This is a genomic window from Steroidobacter sp. (assembly GCF_036406195.1).
Taxonomy (GTDB): Bacteria; Pseudomonadota; Gammaproteobacteria; order Steroidobacterales; family Steroidobacteraceae; genus Steroidobacter.
Genome location: NZ_DASWVW010000016.1, coordinates 435,038 through 460,460, shown reverse-complemented (window position 1 = coordinate 460,460; position 25,423 = coordinate 435,038). Strand labels below are relative to the sequence as shown.

The 25,423-nt window shown below is 60.4% G+C and carries 14 protein-coding genes and 1 pseudogene; 2 read left to right on the top strand and 13 right to left on the bottom strand.

Annotated features, from left to right (window positions below):
- Positions 1-32 precede the first annotated feature (32 nt).
- The 3 genes from VGE08_RS07335 to VGE08_RS07325 all read right to left on the bottom strand — a co-directional run bounded on the left by VGE08_RS07335 (position 33) and on the right by VGE08_RS07325 (position 6,122).
- Positions 33-1,706 (bottom strand): hydantoinase B/oxoprolinase family protein, encoded by a 1,674-nt coding sequence (locus tag VGE08_RS07335; protein WP_331067203.1) that lies wholly within the window; start codon positions 1,704-1,706, stop codon positions 33-35.
- A gap of 2 nt (positions 1,707-1,708) precedes the next feature.
- Complete coding sequence (locus VGE08_RS07330; protein WP_331067202.1) at positions 1,709-3,787, bottom strand: hydantoinase/oxoprolinase family protein; 2,079 nt, start codon at positions 3,785-3,787, stop codon at positions 1,709-1,711.
- Positions 3,788-3,884: 97 nt separating this feature from the next.
- Positions 3,885-6,122 (bottom strand): TonB-dependent receptor, encoded by a 2,238-nt coding sequence (locus VGE08_RS07325; protein WP_331067201.1) that lies wholly within the window; start codon positions 6,120-6,122, stop codon positions 3,885-3,887.
- A 195-nt stretch (positions 6,123-6,317) separates the two neighbouring features.
- Between VGE08_RS07325 and VGE08_RS07320 the strand changes: the two genes are divergently transcribed.
- Positions 6,318-9,083, top strand: coding sequence for a LuxR C-terminal-related transcriptional regulator (locus VGE08_RS07320; protein WP_331067200.1), 2,766 nt, complete (start codon positions 6,318-6,320; stop codon positions 9,081-9,083).
- A gap of 26 nt (positions 9,084-9,109) precedes the next feature.
- Here the strand turns inward: VGE08_RS07320 and VGE08_RS07315 are convergent, their stop codons facing one another.
- From VGE08_RS07315 to VGE08_RS07275, 10 genes are all read right to left on the bottom strand, one after another.
- Positions 9,110-9,913, bottom strand: a complete 804-nt coding sequence (locus VGE08_RS07315; protein ID WP_331067199.1) for an aspartate/glutamate racemase family protein — start codon at positions 9,911-9,913, stop codon at positions 9,110-9,112.
- A 552-nt stretch (positions 9,914-10,465) separates the two neighbouring features.
- Entirely contained in the window at positions 10,466-11,764 is a 1,299-nt protein-coding gene (locus VGE08_RS07310; protein WP_331067198.1) for a cytosine permease, read from the bottom strand.
- 1 nt (position 11,765) lies between these two features.
- On the bottom strand, positions 11,766-12,911 hold the full coding sequence (locus VGE08_RS07305) for a DUF917 domain-containing protein (protein WP_331067197.1): 1,146 nt from the start codon (positions 12,909-12,911) through the stop codon (positions 11,766-11,768).
- 2 nt (positions 12,912-12,913) lie between these two features.
- A complete protein-coding gene (locus tag VGE08_RS07300) occupies positions 12,914-14,401 on the bottom strand; it encodes a hydantoinase/oxoprolinase family protein (RefSeq protein ID WP_331067231.1) in 1,488 nt (495 codons plus the stop codon).
- 189 nt (positions 14,402-14,590) lie between these two features.
- Positions 14,591-17,239 (bottom strand): LuxR C-terminal-related transcriptional regulator, encoded by a 2,649-nt coding sequence (locus VGE08_RS07295; protein ID WP_331067196.1) that lies wholly within the window; start codon positions 17,237-17,239, stop codon positions 14,591-14,593.
- 91 nt (positions 17,240-17,330) lie between these two features.
- On the bottom strand, positions 17,331-19,601 hold the full coding sequence (locus VGE08_RS07290) for a TonB-dependent receptor (protein WP_331067195.1): 2,271 nt from the start codon (positions 19,599-19,601) through the stop codon (positions 17,331-17,333).
- 357 nt (positions 19,602-19,958) lie between these two features.
- On the bottom strand, positions 19,959-20,366 hold the full coding sequence (locus VGE08_RS26315; RefSeq protein ID WP_349258641.1) for a c-type cytochrome: 408 nt from the start codon (positions 20,364-20,366) through the stop codon (positions 19,959-19,961).
- Positions 20,366-20,734: a nuclear transport factor 2 family protein gene (locus VGE08_RS07285; RefSeq protein WP_331067194.1), complete on the bottom strand. Its 369-nt coding sequence runs from the start codon at positions 20,732-20,734 to the stop codon at positions 20,366-20,368. The genes VGE08_RS26315 and VGE08_RS07285 overlap by 1 nt, the downstream gene beginning before the upstream one ends.
- A 14-nt stretch (positions 20,735-20,748) precedes the next feature.
- Positions 20,749-22,158 carry an FAD-dependent oxidoreductase gene (locus VGE08_RS07280; RefSeq protein ID WP_331067193.1) on the bottom strand — a complete coding sequence of 470 codons (1,410 nt, stop codon included), beginning with the start codon at positions 22,156-22,158 and terminating at the stop codon, positions 20,749-20,751.
- A 414-nt stretch (positions 22,159-22,572) separates the two neighbouring features.
- The gene (locus tag VGE08_RS07275) at positions 22,573-24,690 is read right to left on the bottom strand and encodes a TonB-dependent receptor (protein ID WP_331067192.1); all 2,118 of its coding nucleotides are present in this window, start codon (positions 24,688-24,690) and stop codon (positions 22,573-22,575) included.
- Between the two features lie 229 nt (positions 24,691-24,919).
- On the opposite strand from VGE08_RS07275, the pseudogene VGE08_RS07270 reads away from it, so the two are divergent.
- Positions 24,920-25,417: pseudogene (locus tag VGE08_RS07270) on the top strand (MFS transporter); the annotation flags it as partial.
- Between the last annotated feature and the right edge of the window lie 6 nt (positions 25,418-25,423).

The following is a 25,423-nucleotide window of genomic DNA, read 5'->3' as shown; positions in this document are numbered from 1 at the left end:
TCCTGCACGGCGCGTGTTCCGGCTCGAGGCGGCTAGGTTGGTCGATAGCCGTAGTGCTCGGCAGCCTGAGCGAGAGTGATGAAGCCGTTCTTCAGGTCGCTTTCGACGCGCTCACGAGGGCGAGCGGCCGGATCACCATAACCGCCGCCCGTTCCGGTATAGATGCGGATGATCTCATCGTACTTCACCGCAACCGTGGTGCACATGTTGTAACGCTCGATCGATCCGTCGCGACGATGTACTTCGGCATAGTTGTTCGAGCCGTCCTGCCCTCCCGACGCGCCCCATGGTCGCGATGAGGTACGTGACGCCGCATAGGTGAGATAGACTTGTTTTGCCGTCACTCGGTAGTCGAGGACAACGCCTTTGCCCCCGCGGAATTCGCCAGCGCCGCCATCTTGGTCGTGAAAGGCGTACTGTACGACCTGCAATCCGTAGCGGCTTTCAAACAGCTCGCAGGGAATATTGAAGGTTTCACCGTTCGAGCAACAGAACTGGCCGCTATCCCCGTCGCAATCCTGGGATGCCCCCCAACCGCCGACCAGCGGTTCGCCCATCACGAAGAACTCGCCGCTGTCAGGATGCTCGCCTGCAATAAATGTGGCGCCGACGGAGCGTTGATGCCCGGCCGGCAGACGATCCGGCAGGACCGGCGCGATCGCTTTCCAGAACACGTCGATCGCGGCGTTTCTCGCCTCGTAGTTGAGCGAGACGGGCGCAGGCTCGATGGCGCTGAGCAGGGTCCCGGGCGGACAGATCACGTCCAACATGCGGAAGCACCCGCCGTTGGCTGGAATCTCGGAATTGGTGATGGCCTTGAAGAGGCAACGCGCGCCGGTGATCAGACCCGCGTAGGAGCAGTTGATGGGTCCGCGAGCCTGCGGCGCCGATCCAGTGTAGTCGACCACGATCTTGTCGGCGCTCACAGCCACCTTCACCTTGACCGCAAAGGGGCCGTTGCCCAGGCCGTCATCCTCGATGAGATCTTCAGCGCAATAGACGCCGTGGGGAATTTTCGCCAACGCGGCTCGAGTCATCCTTTCGCCATAGTCGAGCAGTTCATCCATGGCGCGCAGCACCGAGGCGCGACCATACTTGGCGACCAGTTCCAGGATGCGCTTCTCGCCGACGCGCGCGGCCGCCACACCCGCACGCATGTCGCCAAGCGTCGAGTCGGGAAGCCGAACATTGTCGCGAATGATTTGCACCAGAGCTTGATTCAACTGGCCCCGATCGTAGAGTTTGACGAACGTGAAACGCAGACCTTCCTGAAAGATCTCGGTCGCAGTCGTCGACACGCTGCCCGGCGTGGCGCCCCCAACTTCGGTCCAGTGAGCCTTGTTCACCGTCCAGGCAATCAACGTGTCGCCATGGAACACCGGAATCAGGATCGCGACGTCGGAGAGATGCGTACCGCCTCCTTCATAGGGCGTATTGGTGATGAAGACATCGCCTGGCCGGATCTCGCTGGGCTCATGATGCTGCAACGTGGATGTGACGGCGGTGTCGAGCGCCGCGAGGAAGGCGGTCACTCCATTGCCCTGGGCCAGCAGGTTGCCTGAGGCGTCAGTGGCCCCGACCGCGAAGTCGGTGCTCTCATAGATGATCGGACTCATGCTGGTCCGAAGCATTGCATTGAACATTTCGTCGCCGACTGCGACCAGTGAGTCCTTGATGATCTCCAACGTGAAAACATTGGCTGTCATGATCAGGCCTCCCCGCCGCAAGGCAGATGGATGTGGTAGTTGCCGAAAGCGTCGATGGTGACCCTGTTCCCAGGGGGCACCACGCAGGTGACGGAAGGCTCCTGAATTACCGCAGGACCGAAGAATTCCATGCCTGGCTCGAGCAGCAAGCCATCGTAGATGGTCGCGTCGTGCACGCCGTGGTCGTCGAAGTCGACCCGGCGACGACCCTTAATCGCGGCATCGAGGTTGCGGCCGGTTCTCATCTTTTCGGTGAGCGCGGGCTTGGGAACCACCATCCTGGCGACCAAATGAAAGTTGACGAGCTCGATCGCGCTGTCGAGCCGATAGGTGAACCGCTTCTCGTGCGCCGCGTGAAAGGCCTGCGCCGTTGCAGCAAGGTCGGGCTGGCGAGCCGCTATGCCGAAGCAAGGCACCTTGACCGTATGCTCTTGCCCGACATAGCGCATGTCGAGGTAGTAGTCGAATGTCAGCTCTTGTTGATCGATTGGCGTGTCGTCATCCGCAAAATCAGCGCGGGCATCGGCTTCGAGCGCACTGAATGTCGCGACCAGGTCGGCCGAAGCATCGCGGAGCGGCTTGGGCTTGGTGCGCAGATAGTCGCGGCGAAGGTCGGTCAGGAGCATCCCCCAGGCGGAAAACACCGAGGAATTCACGGGAATGATCACATGAGGAACCCTGAGCTCCTCTGCCAAGGCTACGGCATGCATCGCACCCCCACCGCCAAAGGCCATTAGTGCGAAGTCCCGCGGATCGTAGCCTTTGTTGATCGAAACCAGGCGCAGCGCACGCGTCATGTTCGCGTTGGCGATCCGGATGATACCCCGTGCGACTTCCTCGCGACTCATCCTCAAAGCTGATTGCAGCGGCAAGAATGCCGCATCAACTGCGGCCCACGCGGGCTCGCGCTCTCCGCCAACAAAGCTCGCTGGATCGATGCGCCCCAGCACCAGATTGGCGTCAGTTGTCGTGGCATTGACGCCGCCGCGCCCGTACGCCGCCGGCCCAGGCCGCGCTCCCGCCGAGTGCGGGCCAACGTGCAATTTCCCGCCCCCGTCGATCCACGCGATGGATCCACCGCCATTGCCGATTTCCACGATCTCCGAGACAGGAGTCTGAATCGGATAGCCTGGGTTCTTGCGATCCTTTTCGATGTGATATTCGGTCGAAACCTTCACCTCGCCGTCTTCGACCAGCGTGCACTTGGCCGTGGTCCCGCCGATATCCAGGACAATCAAATTCTGCGCGCCGATCGCGTTGCCCATGTACGCCGCCGCGAAGATTCCGCTGGCCGGCCCGGATTCAACCATCGTCACCGGGTTTTGCTTGGCGGCCTTGGCCGTGGCAATGCCACCATTCGATTGCATTATGAAGGGCTTGCCCGCGAAGCCGGATGTCGCCAGCTTCGCTTCCAGCAATTCAATGTATTTCTCGGTGATCGGATGGACGTAGGCAGACAGCACAGTGGTGCTGATCCGCTCGTACTCTCGCCATTCCCTGCTCACCGCATGCGACGCCAGGACGGATACCTCAGGCCACAGCTCCTTGATGCGGGCTGCTACCAGCCGCTCGTTAGTCGGGTTCATATAGGAGTGCAGAAAGGCGACGGCGATCGCTCGAACACCTTCGGCTTGAAAGCGCTCGAGCATCCGCGGCAGCTCATCCAATTGAACGCCCTGCTGGATTTCACCCTTGAACGAAGTTCGTTCGACCAGTTCGGCGCGCAGATGCCGCTCGACAAAAGGCTTGGGCTTGCGGAAGGCGAAGTTGAACAGGTCAGGGCGATTGCCGCGAGCGATCTCGAGGACGTCCCGGAAGCCAGCGGTCGTGATGAGCGCGGTCTTCACTCCTTTGCGCTCCGTGATCGCATTGATGACGACGGTAGCGCCGTGCGCAAAGAACTCGAGTGCGGCGGGTGAAATGCCGGCCTTCTCCAGGGAATTGATCACGCCCTGTTCGAAGTTCGGCGGCGTGGTGTCGACCTTCGCGAGCTTCACCCCGCCACTGTGGCCGGTCTGCGGGTCGACTTCGTAGTAGACGAGATCGGTGAAAGTTCCCCCGACATCAGTTGCTGCGCGCAAGACTGTTACTCCGTTTGTGTTCGGGCTCGAGCAGCGGCGTCGAACCGGTCAGCTGCCGCGCCTGCTGCGGCTCGACAGCTGACCGTCGCCGGCCGGCTCAGAAGCGGTAATCCAAGTCGAGACCGAAGGTCCTGGGCTCAGCCGGGTAGGTGAAGCCGCCCGCCACGAACTCGGCGTTGTACTTCTTGTTGGAGGCGTTTCTGGCCCAGGCGCTCACACGCCACTTGTTGATCGTGTCGCCAAGCGAAAGCCGCACGTCGTAGAGATTGAAGGCAGAGCGCTCGCCCGCGGTATTCGAGGTTTCCCAGTATTGGCTGCCCTTGCGATGCATGTCGACACGGGCGATCAACTCGAGCGTATCCGTCAGCGGATACGCGTACTGAGTGCCGAGATTGAATCCCAGCTTGGGAACATAGGGCATCGTCTTGTCGACGGAAGCCGGCTGAGCGGCATAGGCCTTGATGACGGCGTCCGTATAGCCAATGTTGCCGAAGATTTCCCAACCGGATATCGGCCTATAGTTGACTTCGACCTCGAAGCCTTTCATGTCGGCCGCATCGATATTGGTGATGATCTGCGCGCTGGCTTCGGGAATGAACACAAAATACTGAGCGTCTTCAAACTTCGTATAGAAGATCGAACTATTCACCGTCAGCGTGCGAGTCAGGAATTGAGCTTTCCAGCCCGCCTCATAGGTCGTGGTGATTTCCTTCTGGTAGTCATCGGTGACCGTGCTGTTCGGATTGGCTCTCAGGGCAACCTCACGCACCCCATCCTGATTGAACCCGCCACTGCGGAAGCCTTGCGAATAGCTGATGTAGACCGATGAGCCCGGGTCGATCTTGTAGCGCAGAGTAGCCTTTGGCTGCCAAGCCTCGAAGGTAGCCTTGCGATACTTCCCCGGCGTTCCGACCGGCGTATAGGTTGCGAACGAATTGGCGTCTTTTGGATGCGAGATGTTCAGAGTGTCGCGCTCATCGCGGTCATGACGAAGGGCGCCGGAGAGTTCCAACGAGTCCGTCAGATCGTAGTTCAATTGACCGAAGAACGCGTAGGAGCGCTGGTTATTGTCATCGGCGGTATTGTTGGTCGACGGATTCACCGTCGAGGCGTCGTTGTAGCCCAGCAGCACGACGCCGCTGCCCATGTCCCGGCCATTGTTGCGCTGGGCAACGCGATGCAGATCGAGATAGTAGGCGCCAAGAATGTAGCGGAACTGCTGCTCGCTCGGCGAAGTCAGCCGCAGTTCCGTGCTCTTGACGTGGTAGTCAAAATCGCTCGACTGAGTTCCCGCAACGGCACTTGTGTAGGGACTGGCGTCGCCCGTATCCCATTCCGCAACCGTGTCGTAGGACGAGGTTGAAGTCAGCGTGCCCAGCCTCGTCTCCAGATCCAGTTTCAGGGCGGTGGAGAAGATCTCTCGCAACGCGTCGCCATTGATGTTGGAGTTGAGCGGCGGCCCGTAATCGTCCGGCGAACCCGGCTTGCTCGCATCCGAGCGCACGCTCGGGTAGTACACGTAGAAGCCGGAGGCATCCACGTTGTTACGCGTGAAATAGAGCGCACCCGCATGGGTTCTGTCATAGGAGGCACGGGAGTCGACCTTGAAGGTCTCGGTCGGCAACAGAATGACGCGGCCGCGAACGGATCGACTGTTGTAGGGGTCGACCTTGTTGTTCAAGAAAACATTCTTCAGATAGCCGTCGCGGTTCTTGAACGAGCCGGAAATGCTGGCGAAGACCTTGTCCTCGACAATCGGTCCACTGACTCCGAGCTGCGCCTTGGCCTGACCACCATTGCCGCTGCCCAGCGAAAGCTGTCCTTCGAAGTCGTTCGAAGGCTCTCTGGTCGTAATCACTATGGCGCCGCCGATGGCGTTACGCCCATACAGCGCGCCTTGCGGGCCCTTGAGAACTTCGATCTGTTGCAGGTCGAACAGATCCGTATTGAACTGATTGCTCACGGTTTGCAGCACGCCGTCGACCACCACCGCCACGGGGGACTCGCCGTTGCGAATCTGGGAGACGCCGCGGATGCTGATGAAGTTCACGCCCGGCTGCTGGGATTCGGCGATCGAGACGTTCGGCGTCAGTGCGATGAAATCGGCCGGCCGCTCGATGCCGGCGTCTTGAATGATTTTTTCACCGAAGCTCGACACGGCGATGGGTACCGACTGCAGGCTCTCACTGCGCATGCGTGCCGTGACAATCACCTCCTCCAAATCAGGCCCGGCAGTTGCGTCGGTTGACGAGCCCTGGGCATATGCGGCGCACGTGAGCATCCAGCTGCTGCCCAAAGCGGCGCCGAGCGCCAATGGATATTTCAAACGTTGCATGTTGCACCTCTCCCCTGCGATGTATAGGCATCGATCTTTCGTGTCGATCCAGGGGCTGCAGTCTTGCGCCAATTCCTCGCGTGCGGCTTGGATTATCTGGATAGAGCAAGCGTGAAATGTGGGTGGGTCCGCGGCAGAAGACCCTGAACTACCCGTTCGAGGGATGCGTGACCACCCATTGGGTGGGCGGGACCCATGCGTCTGGCGGTTCGATTGAACTGGGTTTCCACGCTACACTGGCTCGACCAGGCGGGCGCGGATCCAGATACGATGGTGAGCGAGGTTGCAGAGAGCCCAAGCCAACGATGGCTGACTCGGGCGAAGTTCGACCCACCGAAGCACGACGTGGGCTTGCTGGAGCGCGCCCACCTGCTCGAACGCCTAGACCAGTTCTTGAACAAGCGGCTCGGACTCGTCCTGGCGCCGGCCGGATTTGGCAAGTCGATCCTGATGGGTCAGTGGCGCGATCGTCAAAAGTCGCGCGGAACCCAAGTAGGCTGGCTTTCACTGGACGAAGCGGACTCCGAGCCGCTGCAATTCCTCTCATACGTGATCCTCGCACTGCGCGAGGCCAACCTCGACTTGGGATGGCTGGCGCCGCTCGCCGAGCAAGGGCTGATGGATAGCGCCCTGCGCCCCGCGATGTCGGGCTTGCTGGAAGCGATAGCAAAGCTTCCCACTCCGATCGTCCTCGTTCTCGATGACTATCATCGCGTCAGCGGGCCCGCGGTTGATCGCACCCTCGCCAGCATTGTCGGCGCGGCACCGCATAACCTCACGATCATTCTCACCAGCCGCGTTCGGCCGCATCTCGACCTTTCGCGGTTGCTCGCCGCCGGGGTCGCGGCTGAAATCGACGCGGACGCGCTTCGTATTTCGCGCGATGACATCGAGAGCGTGCTGAATCGAACGATGACTCCGACGGCGCTGGATCTGCTCCACGCAAAGACGGAGGGCTGGCCGGTCGCCCTTCAACTCGCCAGGCTCCTGCTTCGATCCGACGATGAAGGGCTCGCGTTTCTGCAGCGATTCAAGGGCGACTCCGGACATGTCGCCGCCTACTTGACCGACCAGGTCCTGTGCAGCGTGACCGACGACCAACGATCGTTCCTTTTGAAAACCTCAGTGTTGGAGCGGTTCGATGCGTCGCTTGCCGATGCCGTGATCGGACGTGCCGATAGTCGTGACATGCTCGTTCGCCTCGAGCATCTCAACGCGCTACTGGTCCCGCTGCGCGAGCCGTATGGATGGTTTCGTTATCACCATCTGTTCGCTGAATATCTGCAAGACCAACTGTGCCGGTGCTTCCCTGCAGAAATCCGTCAACTGCACCTCAATGCGTCGAGCTGGTATGAGCAGAATGGCGACTTGCCAGAAGCGGTGCGCCATGCCCGCGCGGCAGGGAACTACGCACGCTGTGCTGCGCTGATCGAGCAAGCGGGCGCATGGGAGCTCATCCTCTTTGGCGGCATCGGATACTTGCGCAATCTGCTCCGGAACATCCCGGAAGCGCTAATGCCCGAGTATTCGAGAATTCAGATCGCACAGGCCTATCTGCACCTGAAGGACGGCCGGCTGTCAGATGCCAGAGCCATCTATGAAACGGTCCAGGATGCGGGCGTGGGCGCGGCGGCGGGATCGAAGCTGGCGCGCGACTTGATCAACGTCGGCGCCTTGCTGGACGGCTATGAGGATCAACGACGCCCATCGAATCTCGAGCGACTCGGCGCGATCATGGCGAAACAGCCGCAGTCCGATCACCTCACGATTGGCATTCTCGCCTGCGAGCAGAGCCTCGGAGCCTTGGCGTTAGGCCGGATCGCCGAGGCGGAAACGCATGCGCAGGAAGCCATGCGAATCATGCGTCGCGCGAGGACGGTGCTTGGACTCACTTACAGCCTGCTGCATGCCGGTCTTGCGGCCTTCTACCAGGGGCGTTTCCAAGTTGCCGAAGCGCAATTCGGTGCGGCGTATCGGATGGCGGTGGACAACTTCGCCTCCGACCCGGGATTGAAGGCGCAATCGAATTTGCTGAGGGCAGTTCTGCACCACTGGAGAGGCCGCCTCACCGGCTCGCAGAGGGCGGCGTTTCTCACCGACATGGAGCAGGTCGAGGCCTTTGACGGTTGGTTCGAGCTCTATGCCAATGGGCTCGAAGTGGAATGCGCACAGCACGACTGTGCAGAGCCGGCAATCATCAGGGCACGTCGCATAGCATCCCAACGCGGCCTGCGTCGCCTCGATCTGCTCGCCGACGCGCAATCGCTTCGACACGGCGCAGGGGATGCAGACTACATCATTGCTCACCAGCTCACGCTGGCGTTGCCGGAGGACTGTTGGCGGCAAGAGCCGTTCCTCTGGCGGCCGTATGTCGAAAGCCGCCTGGCGCTGGCGCGATATCATCTGGATCGCGATCGCGCTGCCGCCCTCAAAGCACTTGACGGAGCGATGAAGTGCTGCCGGGCGACGAGCGCCGCGATCTACCTGATCGATGCGCTCGCAATCCGCGCCCTGGTTCGTGAGCGATCCGGGAACAGGATCGATGCAATCGCGGATCTGATCGAGGGGCTCACGATGGCAGCCCCGGAAAGAATCGCACTGCCGTTCGAGCGCTCTCGCGAGATCGTCCCACTGTTGCGAGCCGTCGTGAAGTCATCGAGGCATGACTATGTCGACATCCTCGTCACCACCTTCGCCAAGAATCTATTGGCGAGCTTTACGGTCAAGAATGCGTCCGCTGACGCAATCGATGGACAGCAGCATCTGAGCGGACGGGAGCGGGAAGTGTTCGAGGTGCTAGCCAGCGGCAGGTCCAACAAGGAGATCGCACGGGTTCTGGGGATGACGGAGAACACCGTCAAGTTTCACCTGAAGCGAATCTTCTCGAAGCTGAGCCTCGATAGCCGAACCCAGGCGATCGCCCGGGCCAGATCTTCGGCGAATGCGACCACAGGCCGGTAGTACGCATTCTCTGCCGTTGCGATCGCTCACTGCTCCCAAGGGTTCCACACCCGTCCGCCAATAGGCACAAGAGACGGTGCAAAGACATTCCATGCGTGGATTTCGGCGTCTTCGGGCGGCGGCTCGCAGCCCCACACCCGACTCGGCTTCCAGCCGAAGCGTCGCTTGAGATCTGCCAAAGCTTCCGCCCGCTTGAAGGCTGCAAGCGCGCAATCGATCACCGGCACGCCGACAATCTCCTGCAGCTTTCGGTAAAACCCGAACTCGAGCGTACAGCCGAGGATGATCACTTCTGCTCGGTCTTCTTGAATTGCTTTGCGTGCCGCGGCGATCATCCGCCGTTCCGTCTCAGCGCGATCCTTGTGAAAGTCTGGAACCCCCAACCCAAGCTCCCGAAATGACGCCAGCCCATGGTGGAATCCATATTCACGGATGCGCGATTCCATGCGATCGGCCCACTTCTGCCGACCGATGATGATGGAGAACTTGTTGCCCAGCGACATCGCCAGCTCGACTGACGCCTGGCAGGGCGCCACCACGACCGTATCCCCGGAAATTTCCCGCGCTTCCATCAGCCCTGGATCGTAAAAGCAGCCGACGACCACAGCATCGAACTGCTGTACGGCGGCATCCCGGACCACCCGAACAATATCCGCCGTCACCAGCCCCTCGTAGGACTGATACTCGAGATGATGTGTGACCGAGTCGTTCTTCAACGACACGACTTCGATATCCGTTCCGGGATTGCGGACGTTGCCGAAATCATCGGCCAGGCGCTGATTATGGGTATCGTATCCGACCGTCCTGATCCAGCGTACTTTAAGACCCACGATTCACTCCTCATGAAGATAAATAAGAGCGAGACCAACCGGAATTCGCGATGGTTCCAAAACCATCACTCTCGAGCCGCAGTCGGGATCGGTCGTCGTAATGCCCGCGCATGTTTATCCAGCGCCTCGTTCGATGAAAACGTGCCTTTGCTCCGAGGCCGCCGTGGTAGTTTTCTACTCTCCCGAGTTGCGACCGGTCAAGATCTGGCGGTCTTTGATGAAGCCTGGGCCAGCGCCACTACGCGAACCGGCGACGTTGGTTTCGTCGCCGACATCCCACGGTGCATGTTTCTTACGCCGGCCTGTGTGTGGCGAATTGAGCGTCACGCACCCGCAGGCAAATGACACAACCCGCGGCAGCAGTGAGATCGCCATTGGTAATCATCGAGAGGGATTTGATCTCGCTCACATCAAGGATGCGGAGATTGGCCCGCCAGCGCTAAACTCAGTGCTGTCCAGTGCGCCTCGAGAAAGGGTAAAGGTCGGCCACGACGTGCCTTTTCCTCTGGCGCCGAGTTGATGCCGTGTTCGTGGACCACAGCGATGGTCGCGTCAATGGACAATTTGTTGTTGCGGAAGTGCCCAAGACAGGACCAGACTGCTGACCACATAAAGGACGAAGCCGATCAGCACGGAGTCGCAAGAAGTGACACCAGTGATACCTCCGGCTAGCCCCTGCTCAGTCGCATAACCAAAGCCGGACGCGCCAATCCACGCAATGAACGCGCAGGGGTTGGTGTTCTGTATCGTTCGCATACGCTGCGGCGTGTACTTTTGTTTACTGATTACGAAAAAGTCTGCCGCGTAGATTCCGGCGATCGCCGGGATACTGGTGCCGAGCAACAATAGGAACGCGACGAAATGGTCGGTGATTCCAGCGGCGGCGATAGCCGTACCTGCAAGACCGGCGACCACCGTCAATTTCCATTTCTTGATCGCCGGAAAGAGCGACGCCAGTGTCAAAGACGTCGAGTACAGGTTGTGCGAGTTCGTGCTCCACGTTGCGAAGATCAATAGCGCGAGGGCTGGCAGACCGATACCCAAGCCGATCATGATCAGGACCAGATCATTCTTGCCCGTTGCCAGGCTCGGGATCATTGCGCAGTAGAAAACGATCGGAAAGATTACACCGAGCGAGACGGCCGCAGCCGCAATGCCCTCCCAGGACCGTCTGGCATAGCGACACAAATCGGGAAGCAGGATCGCCCCGACAATGAAACTGCCTACCACCAGCGAGGTCGCGGTCCCCTTACCTATCGTGTCGCCCTTGGTGGCTACAATTTCATGCCACGAAGTCGAGCGCAGCGCGAACAGCACCGCCGTGGCCAGCAAGACACCCATCAACGGCACCGCGAAAACTGACAATTTGTCGAGCGCCTTGAAGCCCCAGATGGCGGTGAACACCATCAGCGTACTGCCAACCAGGCTGAGCGGAACGACACCGAGATCGAGGCCGTAAAGGTCGAGTATTGCCTTCTGGCAGGCCTTGCCGAAGAGCTCCGCCGTGACGCCGTACCAACCGAAGAGTGCCATCGCGATCACCCCGTTCGCGACGCGCGCGCCCCGCCGGCCGAACGAGAATTGGGTGATGACATACGTGGACAGCCGCGTCTTGGCACCGATGTAGGCGGTCAGCGAGCCGATCATCGCAAGTATGAAACCACCGCCGAGGAACGCGGCGGTAGCATTCATGAAGCCGAGTGACAGGCCGATGTTGGAACCGGCGATGAAGATCGGTAGTGTGATCGTGAACCCAACGATCACCATGGCAACCCGCACGCCATTGACCGTGCTTGCCGACGGCACCGGCTCCAGCGCAAAGTCTTCGGTCAGCTCGTCTATCTTGGCCATGCTATCCGCCTGTTGCGATCGAGGGCGACCCGCCGATGCGCAGCGGTGCATAATCGAGATCGATGCCGAAGGCGCGAGGACCAACCACCTTGATGGCCTCGGGTGTCACCAGAAGATCGGGTGCTGTGATCCCGAGAACCTTGACGCGCTGACCGAATTTCAGAGTTTCGGTTGTGATCGGCTCGGCAGTCTCGCTGTCCACGATTGCGATGATATCCGGCGTCAGTGCCACCGGCACGCCGTTGTGATAGGCGACCAGGTTCTCGTTCTGAAAGACGATTTCCAGCGTGTCCTCGGAGTGCCTGAGACGTTCGATTCTTACGGTACCGAAGTTGAACCCGCCGCGTGTCTCCCGCTGCACATCCGACACCTTGCCCTTGAAGAGAACGCACCCTCGACGAGGTCGATCCAGTTTTCCGAGCGCGGCAAAAAGACGATCCTCGGGCGCTTCATCGCTGTTGATCGTGATCGCCCGGCCAATGTCCAACGCCAGCCTCAGCGTATCCGGGATTGCAGTACGTTTGGCCTGAAGTCCGCTCATCGGGTACAGGACTACCTGGGCGCTTCCCCCCATCTGCGCAACAGCCGACCGGGACAGCCGCTCGCCGACGAGGTTGGATCGTGCAGTAACCTCGATCACATCCCCGAACTCATCGGCGACAACGATCGGGGAAATATTGTTCCCACCGATCCCAAAGGTGACCATCTGAATTTCAGGGAAGGCACGCCCCATGCCGTCCGCGTTGACGACGGGCAGACCCAAGCGTGCGCTCAGGGCCAGCGGCACGGTGGAATTGATGCCGCCGATTTCCAGTGGAATGAGATAGTCGGCACGCTTGCCCAATCGTTCTTCGAGCTTGCGCAGCGCGAGGACGAACGCATCCACACTTGGCGCCTTCTCGATCATCACGGTAGGCGCACCCATCACACAGACTGGGACCACCCAAGCGTCATCTGCAATGGAGGCGAGCTCGACGATCTCGATCTGGCCTCCCCTGCTCAGCTCGTGTTCGAGAACCAGCCGGCCGACATACGGATCGCCACCACCGCCGGCTCCGAGAAGCGCAGCACCACGCCCGAAGGCCTCAAGATCCCCCAGCGAGATCGTCGACGGGCGCGGCGCGCGCTTGAAAGAATGATCGTCCACGTTCAGGCATCCATTACTAAATCAGCAACAACTTTGGTTCGTACCCGCACAGCGCCGCCCGATCCGTACCCCAGAGGGATTTCCTCGACGTCTATCACCTTGACGGTGTCGGGCTTTCCGCCGGCCTTGATTGCTTTGTCGCAAGCCTCGGCCCGGGCGATCGACAGCGCCCTTTCACGGCCGACGTCCGAGTACAGGAATATCCGGTCGGCTTCGCCTCCGACCTGGGCAATCGCCGCACCGATCGCGTTCGCTTCGGCGGATCGCTCGGGCACGATGAGGCGCGAAACGCCCCTTAGCCGGCGAGAGACCAGCACGCTGCCGCCTCCGACAAGGATCGCGGTCACGTCCTTTGAATTGGATTTGACTCGGTCGATACCCGCCTCGAGCATCTCGTGAACCTTGGTGGTCACCGCATCGATGAGCGCCTGCGGAATCTTGCCACGTACGCGAGATACATCACCGATCGTCGCGTGGCCGGCGGCAACAGCGATATCGGTTGTCGTCAGGACCCGTCCGCCGAAGACCAGCGCATCCCGTGAAAGCCGGAAACCCACGGAGTCCGGCCCTATCCTGAGCTCGCCATCCGTGTGAACGATGCTGCCCCCGCCGAGACCGAGCGCCAGCACATCGGGCATCCGAAAGTTGGTGCGAACGCCGCCGATGTCGACAGGCACCGAGGATTCACGCGGGAATCCCTTCTGCAGAACCCCGATGTCGGAAGTTGTGCCGCCGATATCGATCACTACGGCGTCCTCTTCGCCGGACAGATAAGCCGCGCCCCGCATGCTGTTCGTCGGACCCGAGGCAAACGTCAGCACGGGATAACGCTCGACATAGTCGGCGCTCATCAAGGTGCCATCGTTCTGACTGATAAAGAACGGGCACTGCATGTCGAGGTCGCTGAGTGATGCCCTGAATGCGCCAACCACCTGACGCGAGAGCTCGGACAACGATGCATTCATGACAGCGGCATTCTCCCGCTCGATCAATCCAACTCGTCCGATGTCGCTCGCGAGTGTCACGCTGGCTGCCGGGTAAACCTCCTCCACAATCGCCTTCGCGCGCTTTTCCATGGCGGGATTGACCGGAGAGAATATCGAGGAAATGGCGATCGATGTGATGCCACGACGCTGGATCTGCCTCAGGGCTGTGCGCAGGCCAGCTTCGTCAAGCGCAGATATGTCGCCGCCATGAATCTCGCTGCCGCCGTGCAACTGGAAAACATTGCTGCCGATGGCCTCGACGAGCGCCCTCGGCCAGCCCGTGAGAGGCGGCAGGCTCGCACTGGCGGGCAGGCCGAGCCGGATGACGGCTACCGGCGCCAGTCGACGGCGCTCGACGAACGCATTGGTAAACTGCGTCGTGCCGATCATCACGGACTGGATGGATGTGCTGGGCAGCTTTACCTGTTTCAGCACACTCTCGATCGATGCGGTGACACCGCTCGCAATGTCCTCGGTAGTGAATGCCTTGGTCGAGCCAAGCACCCTCGCTCCGTCCATAACCGCCGCGTCGGTGTTGGTCCCCCCGACGTCCACGCCGATTCTCATGATCTTTTGGCCCCCGCAGCGCATGAATCGCTACCATGCCTGCATCATCGCGGGCATCGATGCAGTTGCAAACGCCATCGCAGGCTAGGGACGGGCACCAAAACGGCTAGGAGGCCGTCGACGTTCTCATTCACTCACAAGACGACGTTCGCGCGCGATGGTCTTCGCGTCAGCTCGGGTATTGACCCCGAGCTTGCGGTAGATGTTTGCCAGGTGAAATTTCACGGTCGCTTCCGAAATTGCGAGATGCCGCGCGATCATCTTGTTGGACTTGTCCGCAACCAGATCGCCGAGCACCTCGAGCTCTTTTTCGCTGAACATCGTGCTTGCGCCGCTACCGCCTTGTGGCAGGCCGCCCGCCTCCGCGATGATCCGGATGATGAAGGAAAGTGTCGCAGGCAGCAGCGACTTGATACCGATCGAGCGGATCATCGACTTGAGCACGGCGACGAGCGGTGCGCCGTTCTCGAGAAAAGGGCGCAGCATCATCTCGGGAACGGCAAGCGCCAGAGCTCGCTCAATGGACGCTCTTGCATCGTCATGCCGATGCCGTTCGTGGAACAGCCGGCTCAGGAGGATCAATGCCTCCACCGCTGCGCGCTTGTGGCCCAGCGCTTCGGCTTCCTCGACAAAGTCCTCGAGTCTTTCCTGCAGGTTCTCGCGATCGTCAGCCTGCACCAGGCTGTAATGCATTCTCGCGAGGGCTGCGCGTTCACCCTCGAACCACGTTGCGAACGAAGGTGCAGCTGCGAGGAAGATATCATTGCACTCCGCCCATGCCTGCGCGTGGGAGCGCTCGCCGGCAGAGAGCAAAAGCTCGAAACGGCAGTGTACGGCCAGCCACTGCAAGCGCCGGAGACCGCGCTGCTCACCAACCAGGTGCAATTTGTCGAGGCAGGCAAAGGCCTGTTCCCGGGAATCCTCCTCGAAATGTATCTTCGCGAGCGTCGCGGCGCCCAAGGCGTGGAGCTCGACCCAGGTCTCCGCCGACCCGATCTTCTCGAGCGCAGGCGCCAGGAGTTGCCTGGCCCGCGCGAATTCATTCCGCTCATAAGCTATGTGGCCGCGCAGGAAGTCGATCATCGCCGATAACCCGATATCGGCCGAAAAATTCGCCTCGGTCAGCGAGGCTGCCATTTCAGCCTGGCGAGCGGCATCGCCAAACCGGCCAGACATGATGGAGATCATCGCCTGATGGCCGCGCATGAAGACCTCGCCATACAGCGAGCCCATCATGCGGTAGCCGGTCAGCGCCTGCGCCGCTGCTTCGTTGGCAGCCATCAGGTTGCCGCGGCGTGTGTACATCACGCAGAGCAAGTTGTTGATCCAACTCGCGAACCACTGATCGTCATCCGGCATCAGCGCGCGAATGTCCTCGATCTCCTGCAGGGCGTCGGCGCCGATCGAATTCTCCTCGTAAACTGTCCACATCATCTTGTCGACGAACAGCGATTCACGCTTGATCGTGTTGTCGATCGGTAAGCTCGATGCGCTGGTCTGAACTGCCGTGGCCCATTGACGAGCTGCAGCGACATTGCCGTTCTTTGCCGCAATCCAGGCTTGTGCCAGGCGAAGCCGAGGCCGTTTCATGATCGTCTCGGCCGGCAGCAGTTCGATAAGCTTCACCAGCTCGGGAAAGCCGTCGATCAGAGCAATCCGGACGGCTCCTCTGTTTTCGATCAGCGTTGCGATGCCATCGAAGTCGCCGGTCGCCGCCATGTGGAAGGCAGCACCAGCCACATCTCCCTGACACAGGAACCAGTTGGCCGCGCGCTGGTGGCAACATGTCACCATCCGATGGCCGAGCGCGGCGAGGCACTCCTGCAAATAGCGCGATATCACTGGATGGTGACAGAAGCCACCTGCGTCTGCCTTCGCAGCGGGAACGACCGGAAAGGCGCGGGTCAGCGCGTAGTACGAATCCGTGTCGATTTCGCGGTCGCAGATGGCGCTCGCCAGATCCAATGTGACAGTTCTGGCGACGGATGTCTGGATCGCCGCCCTGCGCACCTCGGGCGAAAGCCGTCCCATGATCTCGCTCTCGACGAAGCTCGATATGTCCCCCCATGCACAATCGATGGCCTCGGTCGAGCTGCGCAGATCGAGGCCGGCAGGTGCATTGATGGCCACGAGCTGGACGAGCACCGGCCAGCCCGCGAGCTCGCGCGCCACGGCCTCGACCTTCGTCTCGGGAATATGGCCCTGGAGGATCGCGCGGCTTTCAGGGGCGTCAAAGGCGAGCTCTGCAGAACCGATGACGAGAACTTGTCCCTGCGACCGCAAGCGCCCTATAGGCACCGCGGGCAGACTGCGGCTCGCGATGACAATGTGTATGCCGGAGGGAAGCCGCTCGAGCAGGACACCGAGCAGCGCGTTGAGCCCCTGCGATTCAGCGACATGATAATCATCAAGAATAATGATCGCCTGCGGGCTCAGCTCGAGAAAGGCCGACCACAGGGTGTGGGCCGCGGCTCGGATGTGATCAGAGAGCGCAACGGCAGCGCTTGCAGGAAAGGAAAATTTGACGCATGCCGCCAGGGTCGCGAGGAAGTGCTGAGGATCGGCATCCTGCTCATCCAGGCTGATCCAGAATACCTGATGCCGATGTAGCTCGGGCTGTTTGAGCCATTGCGTCAGGAAATAGGTTTTTCCTCCGCCGGCGGGAGCATGAAGCAGTGTACATTTGCGTGCCGCAAAAGCCGCCATCCGATCGACCAGCCGCGGCCGGTCGATCAGAGGGACGCGCGTTTCAGGCCTTAGAAACTTGGCAACCACCTAGCCACCGCCATCACTCGACACCCATCGACAAGGTCAGCCCAAAGCGATCCGGGATATCGCCGGGCGTCGTTTGACCTTTGCGACCATACTAGAATCTGTAGTCGAGTTCGATCCCATAGGTGCGGGGCTGATTCGGAAGATAGTTCCCCTGCCCGCCGGAGTAGGCGTAGTTGGTATAGGTCCGCTCGTCGGTGACATTCTCCATGAACAAAGTCGCTCCCCAACCGGTGTTGCTGCTTTCGAGTCCCGCGCGCAGGTCGAGAAAGCTCTTGCCGCCGGTGTCAGAGATCTGGTTTTCGGTGTCGAAGTATATCCTGCTGGTGTAGCGCCAACTGACCCGCGCCGTGCCCTCGAGGCTGCTGCTCACGGCGGTCCTGTAAAGGAGCGCAGCATTGAAAGTTCGCTCGGGCGTGTCGGGCAATACATTGCCACGGTTATCGACCGTCAGGGCGACTGCACCCGTCGTAAAATCCGTGTATTGCGTGATCTCGTGCGAATCGATTTTCGCGGACATCAAACCGCCGCTTACCTGCAGCTCGAGTCCTCGCGCCAGCAGTGCATTCAGCTCCACCTCCATGCCTTTGACCCGCGCCTTTTGATAGGTCGTCATCGACTGTAGCGAGGCCCCATAGAAGTAATGGTGGCGATTGTGAATGTCAGAGATGAAGGCAGAAGCGTTGAGCTGCAGCTTCCGATCGAAGAAGGACGACTTGACACCCACTTCGAATTCATCGGAGGTTTCGGGTTTGATGAAGCGCGGCAGCCCGCCCGCGTAAGCGGCTGTCGGGTTGGGGACGCCGCTGCGAAAACCGCGGGCATAGTTTGCATACGCGAGTACGTCGTCGGCCAATTCATAGGAAAGATTGAACTTCGGCTGCCACTGATCGAATGTTTGGCTGGCGCTGGCAAGTGGCATCGCCAGGAACGCAGGATTCTCGCCAGCGTAGCTCGTTTGGTAGTCGATCGTGTCATATCGCAGAACCACGTTGAGCGTCAGGCGCTGGGTGATGTCATAGTCGACGTTGAGGAACGCCCCAAATGCGTCGCTGCTGACGTCGTCCCGGCCGTCCGTCAGAACCGAGTTCAGCGGATTGGTGCGGGCCGCCTGCAACGTCTTGTAGCCGGTCGTGAAGTCGCCGAGCAGAACTACGACCTGGTTGTAGATCTTCCGCTTCTGAAAAAATCCGCCCACGACGTAGCGAAACGGCTCACCCGGATCCGAGGCGAACCGCAGCTCCTGGTTGAAGACTCTCACGTCGTAACGCACGTCCTGCAGCAGGATGTCGGCCGGTTGGAAATCCAGATCCCCGAAATCGCTCTGCGTGCTCTTGTTGTAGCCGGTGACGGAAGTCAGGATGCCGTCGGCCAGATCGACCTCGACCTTGGCGGAAGCAGTCCGCACCTCCCGGCTTTCCTCGGTGGGGGTACTGCTGCTGTTCTCGAATCTGGCGTCGCTGATATCGCTGCCCAGGCGGCCGAGGCGGCCGCCGAACAGCGAGTCGATCTGGGGCACTGGATCCGGAATCAGAGGAAAGGATTCATAGTAGGACGCTCCGGCTTCCGTATGAGTATAAGCTCCCTTCAGATCGACACGGACGGAATTGAAATCGCCGTGCAATGAACCGCGGATCGCGCTTTCCTTCAGGAAATCGACAGGATCGCCCGTAAAAGTGTTCTGGATGTAGCCGTCGCGGCGCTGGTGAACGCCGGAGAGGCGAAAGTAGACCTTGTCGTTGACGATCGGACCAGCGAATCCGGCCACCCCACGAACCGCGTCTGCGTTGCCATACCTTATCTTGGCAAAGCCTTGCTGCTCGTTGCTTGGTTGCTTGGTGATGATATTGATCGCACCGGCGATAGCTCCAGCGCCGTATAGTGGCTGGGGCCCCTTCACGACCTCAATGCGCTCGATATCGAACAAGTCCTGGTTGATGAAATCCTGCGCCGGGGCCTGGACTCCGTCGAAGTTGATCACGATCGGCGAGTCACCCTGTTGGGGGGTCGAGTGTCCGCGCGCCGACAAGTTGACGACACCGAGACGATAGGACGGCTGCAGAACAATATTCGGCGTGAGCTCGACCACATCTTCGATGCGGGTCAGTCCGGCACTTTCGATTTCTTGGGAACCGAACGCCCTGATGGATTCAGGGATTCGCTGCACGGATTCGCCTCGACCGCCCTTACGAGCGGTGACGATGATCTCAGCAACGGTGTCGCCCGGCGTCGCCTGGGCCGTCTCGGCCGTTTCTGCACGATCAGTCCCATCGTCGGCGGGTTGTGCCAATCCCACTGAGCTCAGCAGAGCGGACAGGGCGGCGATCGACGGCGTCGCGCGCTTGCAGAATCGGTTCGTCGTCATTGTTATCCCCAAATTGCCTGATCCCTTCGGCGAGTAAACCTGAGCAGGCTGACGGGGTTCAAGCGCACCGACGGCGAGGTGGGCAAGCAAATATGGCTAGGTCACCGAGCGACGCCTGGGCCTCCACAATGGGCACGAAAGCTGGCCGAATACTTTATATCTCGATCCATGATCAGGAATCGGCGTGCGCCGAAGGACCGGCTCTTCGGCAACGGCGAGCGGACCATCCAGCTACAACGAGCAAAAAAACTTCGTCGAGCAATCCTTTGAAACAGTCCAGACGCTCACGTTAGTGATACAGGGCGCGCTGATCTGCCCGACCGGCGCCCCGACAACTCGCAAGCGAGGTTCCGATCTTCACGGGGACGGAGTCGCGAGTATACAGATGAGTGCTCGGCGATCGTCGGCATTGCTCAAGCCAGCAAAGGCCATGGTCGTGCCCGGCACGACCGATGCGGGCTGCTGGAGGAATCGGTCAAGCTCGTCCGCTGACCAACTACGCGCGAATTTTTTCATGGCGGACGAATACTTGAAGTTTGCGGCAGTGCCCGCTTTGCGGCCGATCACGCCAGCCAGATTGGGACCGGCCGGTGAAGGCACATCCTGAGCCCGGCTGTGACAGATCGCGCACTTCGCAAAAACGCGCTCACCTCGGCTGATGTCGCACGGCGTCTTGGCTGGCTCGGCTGCCACGACAGATACTGCCCACACAATTACGCCCAGTAGTGAAACACCGAGCGCAGCGACGAGTCGATGAGTAGTCATCAGCGATGCATGAAGGTCTTACTGACGATTTGCCAGCGACCTTCCACCCGAATGAGGTGAAAAAAAGTCGTGAACTGCATGCCGAGATAAGGTCCTTCCTCGAGCGTTGCGCTGGCGACTGGCCCTGCCACGTCCAGTCGCACGATCTCGGATTTGTACGGCTCGCCGGATTTCACTGGAGCCGGCGCGTTGGTGACCGCCTCATAGAACGGCTCCGGACCGGCGATCAGCAGAGTCCCTTGCAGGTAGCCACTCATGCGCGCTTGCGGGTGAAAGGCCTGCTTCACCTTCTCGACGTTCCCTTCGCGAGCACCGTCAATGTAGAGCTGGATCACTGCTCGGATATCGTCTTCTTCGGATCGCGCCATGGCGAGTTGTCCTCTCAGCTGTTCAGTGCGGAATGGATCTGTCGTGCTGCGCTCATGCCCGACTCTATTGCGCCGTCAATGAAGCCGCGCCAGCCATTGGCGATATCGGAGCCAGCAAAGTACAGCCCACCCTCGGGTCGCTGCAGCTCGCGCAGATACTTTGAGAAAAACATCGGACGGTACATGCACCAGGTCCCTTGCGAGTACGGATCGACGTTCCAGTCGTAGCCGGTAGACTCGAGAACTTCAGCGCCTGGAACGAACGCCGCGACGGCCTTCTGCACAGCTTCGGTGTCATTGACGTCGAGCAACTTCGGATCCGGGCCGAAGCCCACTGCGATCTGGCTGTCTTCGTCGACGTACTCGGACCAAAGAAAAGTCAGCGGGGTTTTGTCCGGCCCTTGCGCGGAGAACACAGGTTGAGTGCCCTTCAGGCGCGCGTACAGCTTCGTGCCGCTGCCTGTGATGCGCTCGCGACTGGCGGCCATTTTCTCGGCCGAAATTCCCGGCTCGAAGCGCAGACTGGCGAGCACATTCAAAGGCACAGCCAACAATACAGCGCGCGTGCCTACCGAGCCGCCCTCCTCGATCTCGACTCTGTAAGTGTCATTCTCGCGAACAATCGCGGTAACCGGACTCGAGAGGCGTACTTCGGCGCGTGAGTCATTGGACATGGCGTCGAGCAAGCTTCCTGTTCCACCTTCGAGCCGATAGCGCGCACAGTTCTCGAACAATCGCAGCGGATCGTAGGCGCCGAGCGCGCACCATTTGAGCTGGTCGAGGTAGCCAATCTCGGCGAGGTGCGAATGGCCGTTGATAGCCGCGAAGCCGCTGACGATGTCGCGTTCGGGCTGTGACAGCTTCAGTGCTTCCAGCGCTTGCGCGGACGACAGGTGATCGAAACGCTCGTAAGCCTTGGAGAAGAACGGATCGAAAGGCCGCGGGAAAGCTTCCTGCGCCGGCGCCAGGAATTTGCGCGCACCGGAAGCGAACAGCTCGGCGTACTTTTCCGGCGTTACCTGATGTCGTTTGCCGCCCGCGAGGTAGATCCCTTGCTGAGGCTGTGCAAATGCAGCGCTCTCGGCCAACCCGATTCCGTAGCGCATCCGCTCTGCCCAGACAAAAGGTTGCTCGACGCCGATCCACGTGCCGCCCAGGTCGACCCGGTGGCCGGCGAACTCAGAGGTAAATGTGCGTCCGCCCAACCGGGGGCGTGCTTCAAGCAGGAGAGTACGTCGCCCTCGAAACGAGAGATCTCGCGCAGCTGTGACTCCGGCGAAGCCGCCGCCGACTACCACGACGTCGTAGAAGTCGTTGCGGCTCGTCTGCGCAGGTGGTGACGTACTGCGCCCACAAGCGGCCAGCCCGCCCACAGCAGTGGCGGCAGCTAGACCCTTCAAAGTGTCGCGTCTGGAAATTTTCATGTCACTGCGCTTCAAGTCGGTGCTCTGTGTCGTGCGACTTTCCGACTCATCTCCCAGCTTTGTCAAGGCAACAGCGTCCTTGTACAAGTGCGTGTCGAGCCAACTTCGCCCTGGTACAAGTGCGCTGCGCTTTGCTCCAAGACGCTGACGCCCGGATGCTGGCAAATGGCTGGTTTGTGCACCGGGTGCCGATGGGCGACGGCATGTCGAAAGCAATGTGCTCGGCCCGGACATCGCCCCACGCGTGCCGTTCGGCGGCATCAAGTACTCGGGGCTCGCAGTGGAGTTTGGTGAAGAATGCCTGAAGGCTACACGACTCGATCGCCTCGATCTGCCGGCGGTTGATCCAGCCGGCAGGCAGCGTCAGGAGGAATTGCAGCAGGCGTCCGGACTATTGGACAGTACGGGCTCGCATCAGAACACCCAGCCGACGCGAATTCCATACTGGCGCGGCGCTCCCGGATACCAGATATTCCCGATGTCCTGAATGCCCGCCACGTATCGCTCATCCGTGGCGTTCGTGACCCACGCATCCGCATACCATGTCCCCATGTCGAATCGTAGACCGCCATTCAGCAGCGTGCGTGACGGCAGCAACGTCGCCGGATGCTCGATCAGGGCTCCGTTGGACTCGTCCACATACGACAGATCGAGACGAGGCGTGATTGTTAGCTCGCTGCTCACGTCGAACGCATAGGACGCACCGACATTCACCGTGACTTCGGGAGAAAACGGCGAGCGGCCGCCGGAGATGCTGATGAATCCGCCATTGAACGGATCGACGACCCGGGGAAACGTGCCCAATTCGCTATGCAGGTAGGCCGCGGCGAAATCCAAGCCGAAGCCGCCGAGCTTCGCCTGCAGCGAAGCTTCCACGCCGTAGATCTTGCTGTCGCCCTCAGCGTTCTTGAGGATGTTCTGGCTCGGCAGATCCTCGGACGCGAACTGAGCCTGGTAGTTGGAGAGCGTCTGGTAGTAGGCGCCGAGTTGGGTACGCACGTTGCCGTCGGCCCAGGTGCCCTTCCAGCCGACTTCATAGTTGAAGATCTCCTCCGGATCGAAGGGCGCGCCGCCGATGATGTTGAAACCGCCGTTGATGTGCCCGCGCGAGACGATCGCATACACGTTGTTGCCGTCGCTGAGCTCATACGTCAGCGACACCTTGCCATCGACATCGTCGTCGTCGCGCCGCTGATCGCCGACGAACAGCGGGATGGTCGGTGGGCTCAGCGAATCGCCCAGCACGACGTTGGTATGGTTGGAGAGCTGGTAGTTGCTGTAACGCACGCCCATCTGCAACTTCAACCGCTGCGTCAGCGCGAACTTCACATCCACGAACGCGGACAGGTCGTCTTCCTTCTTCAGGTAGGGCTCGCCGAGCCCGATGATGGGATAGCCCGGAGCGAAGGAAATATTGAAGCCGCGCCGCGTCCAGTCGAAGATGTCGCTCTCGGTTCGCTGCGCGAACACGCCGAGCACGTAGGAGAACGGCCCCACGTCCTCCGGCGAAATGAGATTCAGCTCCTGTGAATACAGCTTGAAAATGCCCTGGCTGTCGAAGCGGTTGTAGTCGGGCTGACTGCCGTTGCGATCGAAATTGTTGTTGGTGTGCACTCGCTGATAGCCGGTCACCGAGCTCAGGACCATGTCATTGGCAAACGTGTAACGGACGTTGGCGACAGTGCGGATCGACCGGTCGCGGTACTGAAAATCGGCATTGTTGACCGGATGATAGAGCGGATAGCCGTAGGAACTGGTGATATTGCCGCCGAAATCCAGATCGCTCGCATCGACGCGCAGCTGGACGTTGAGCTCGCCGGTCGGCTGCCACAAGGCGCCGAGGCGCACACTGGTGAGATCGGGCGTGCCCGGGTCGCCGGTATACGGACCGGTGATCGAATCGACCAAAGGTTCGCCGCGCTGCTCGTGGTGAGCGGCGATGCGAACGGCGAAGGTGTCGCTCAGCGGGACGTTGAGGACAGCGGTGCCACCGTACTGTTCGTAGTTGCCACCCTCCAGTTCGAGCTTGCCCCCGAACTTCGACAGGTCCGGCGCGGCCGTTCTGATGAAGATCGCGCCGCCGCCGGCGCTCTTGCCGACGAACGTGCCTTGCGGTCCGCGCAGAACCTCGACCGCCGCGATGTCGTAGTACGGCTCGTTCTGGAAATAGCCGGGGAACGTCGGAAAGCCGTCGCGATATAGAACCACGCCCGATGGCAGTTCGATATCGACCGCACTACGACCGATGCCGCGGATGTTCAGCACATTGGCCGAGCCGTAGTCGGCCGCGGTGAAGCCAGGCGCCGCATACTGCAAATCGATGATGTTGCTGACGCCCTTGTTGGCGAGCATGTCGCCGGTAAGCACCGAGACTGCAATGGGCACATCCTGCAGATTCTCTGTGCGTCGCTGCGCGGTGACGACGACCTCTTCCAATCCCGCGGGTTCGTCCGCCGCCCAGGAGGTGGCCGACATCGCCAGTGCACTCACCGCCACCATGGCGGAACTTCTCGAACCGATAGTCGAACGCATGTTTCCCCCAGGACGGCATCATCATTATCTCGAACCCTAGCTAATATGTTAGTTTAGAGCTCGATGACATGCAAGGCCAGCGTGGCTGGCAATGCAGCATCTGCCAGGTCGCTGAGTTTTGGCCAAAATTCGGAGAAAAAACCTGGATACAACGCGCCAGGCGTAGGTGCCTTCCCCCAACAGGGCCTCGTCCCGCCTGGCCGGCCACAGCTTCTAATATTTTAGTTGCATGACAAACCTGTCTTCCCCCTGCGCAAGTATCGCAACGGCGCAGGACGAACCGATCGATGCACCGCTGACCATCCGGCGCAAGGCCGCTTATGCCCTGGGCGATGTGGCCGATGGCATCCAGGGAGTCGTGGTCAACACCTTCCTCCTGTTCTATCTGACGACCACCTGCGCCATGGCCGGCTCGCTTGCCGGGCTGGCGCTGGCGATCACCCTGGTGCTCGAAGCCGGCACGACGCCGCTGTTCGGCTATCTTTCCGACCGCAGCCGAAGCCGCTGAGGACGACGCCATCCCTTCATGTTCGCGGACTCGGTACCACTGGCCCTTGCCATAGGATTGATTTTCTCGGTACCGGACTTCGAAACCACCGCGGCGAAATTCACGTATGCGCTGATCGTTCTCATCCTTCTGCGCACGTCGTTCTCGGCATTTGCTCTGCCCTACGCCGCGCTTGGAGCGGAGCTGGCGCGAGGTTACGACGAACGAGCCGTCGTCATGAGCTAT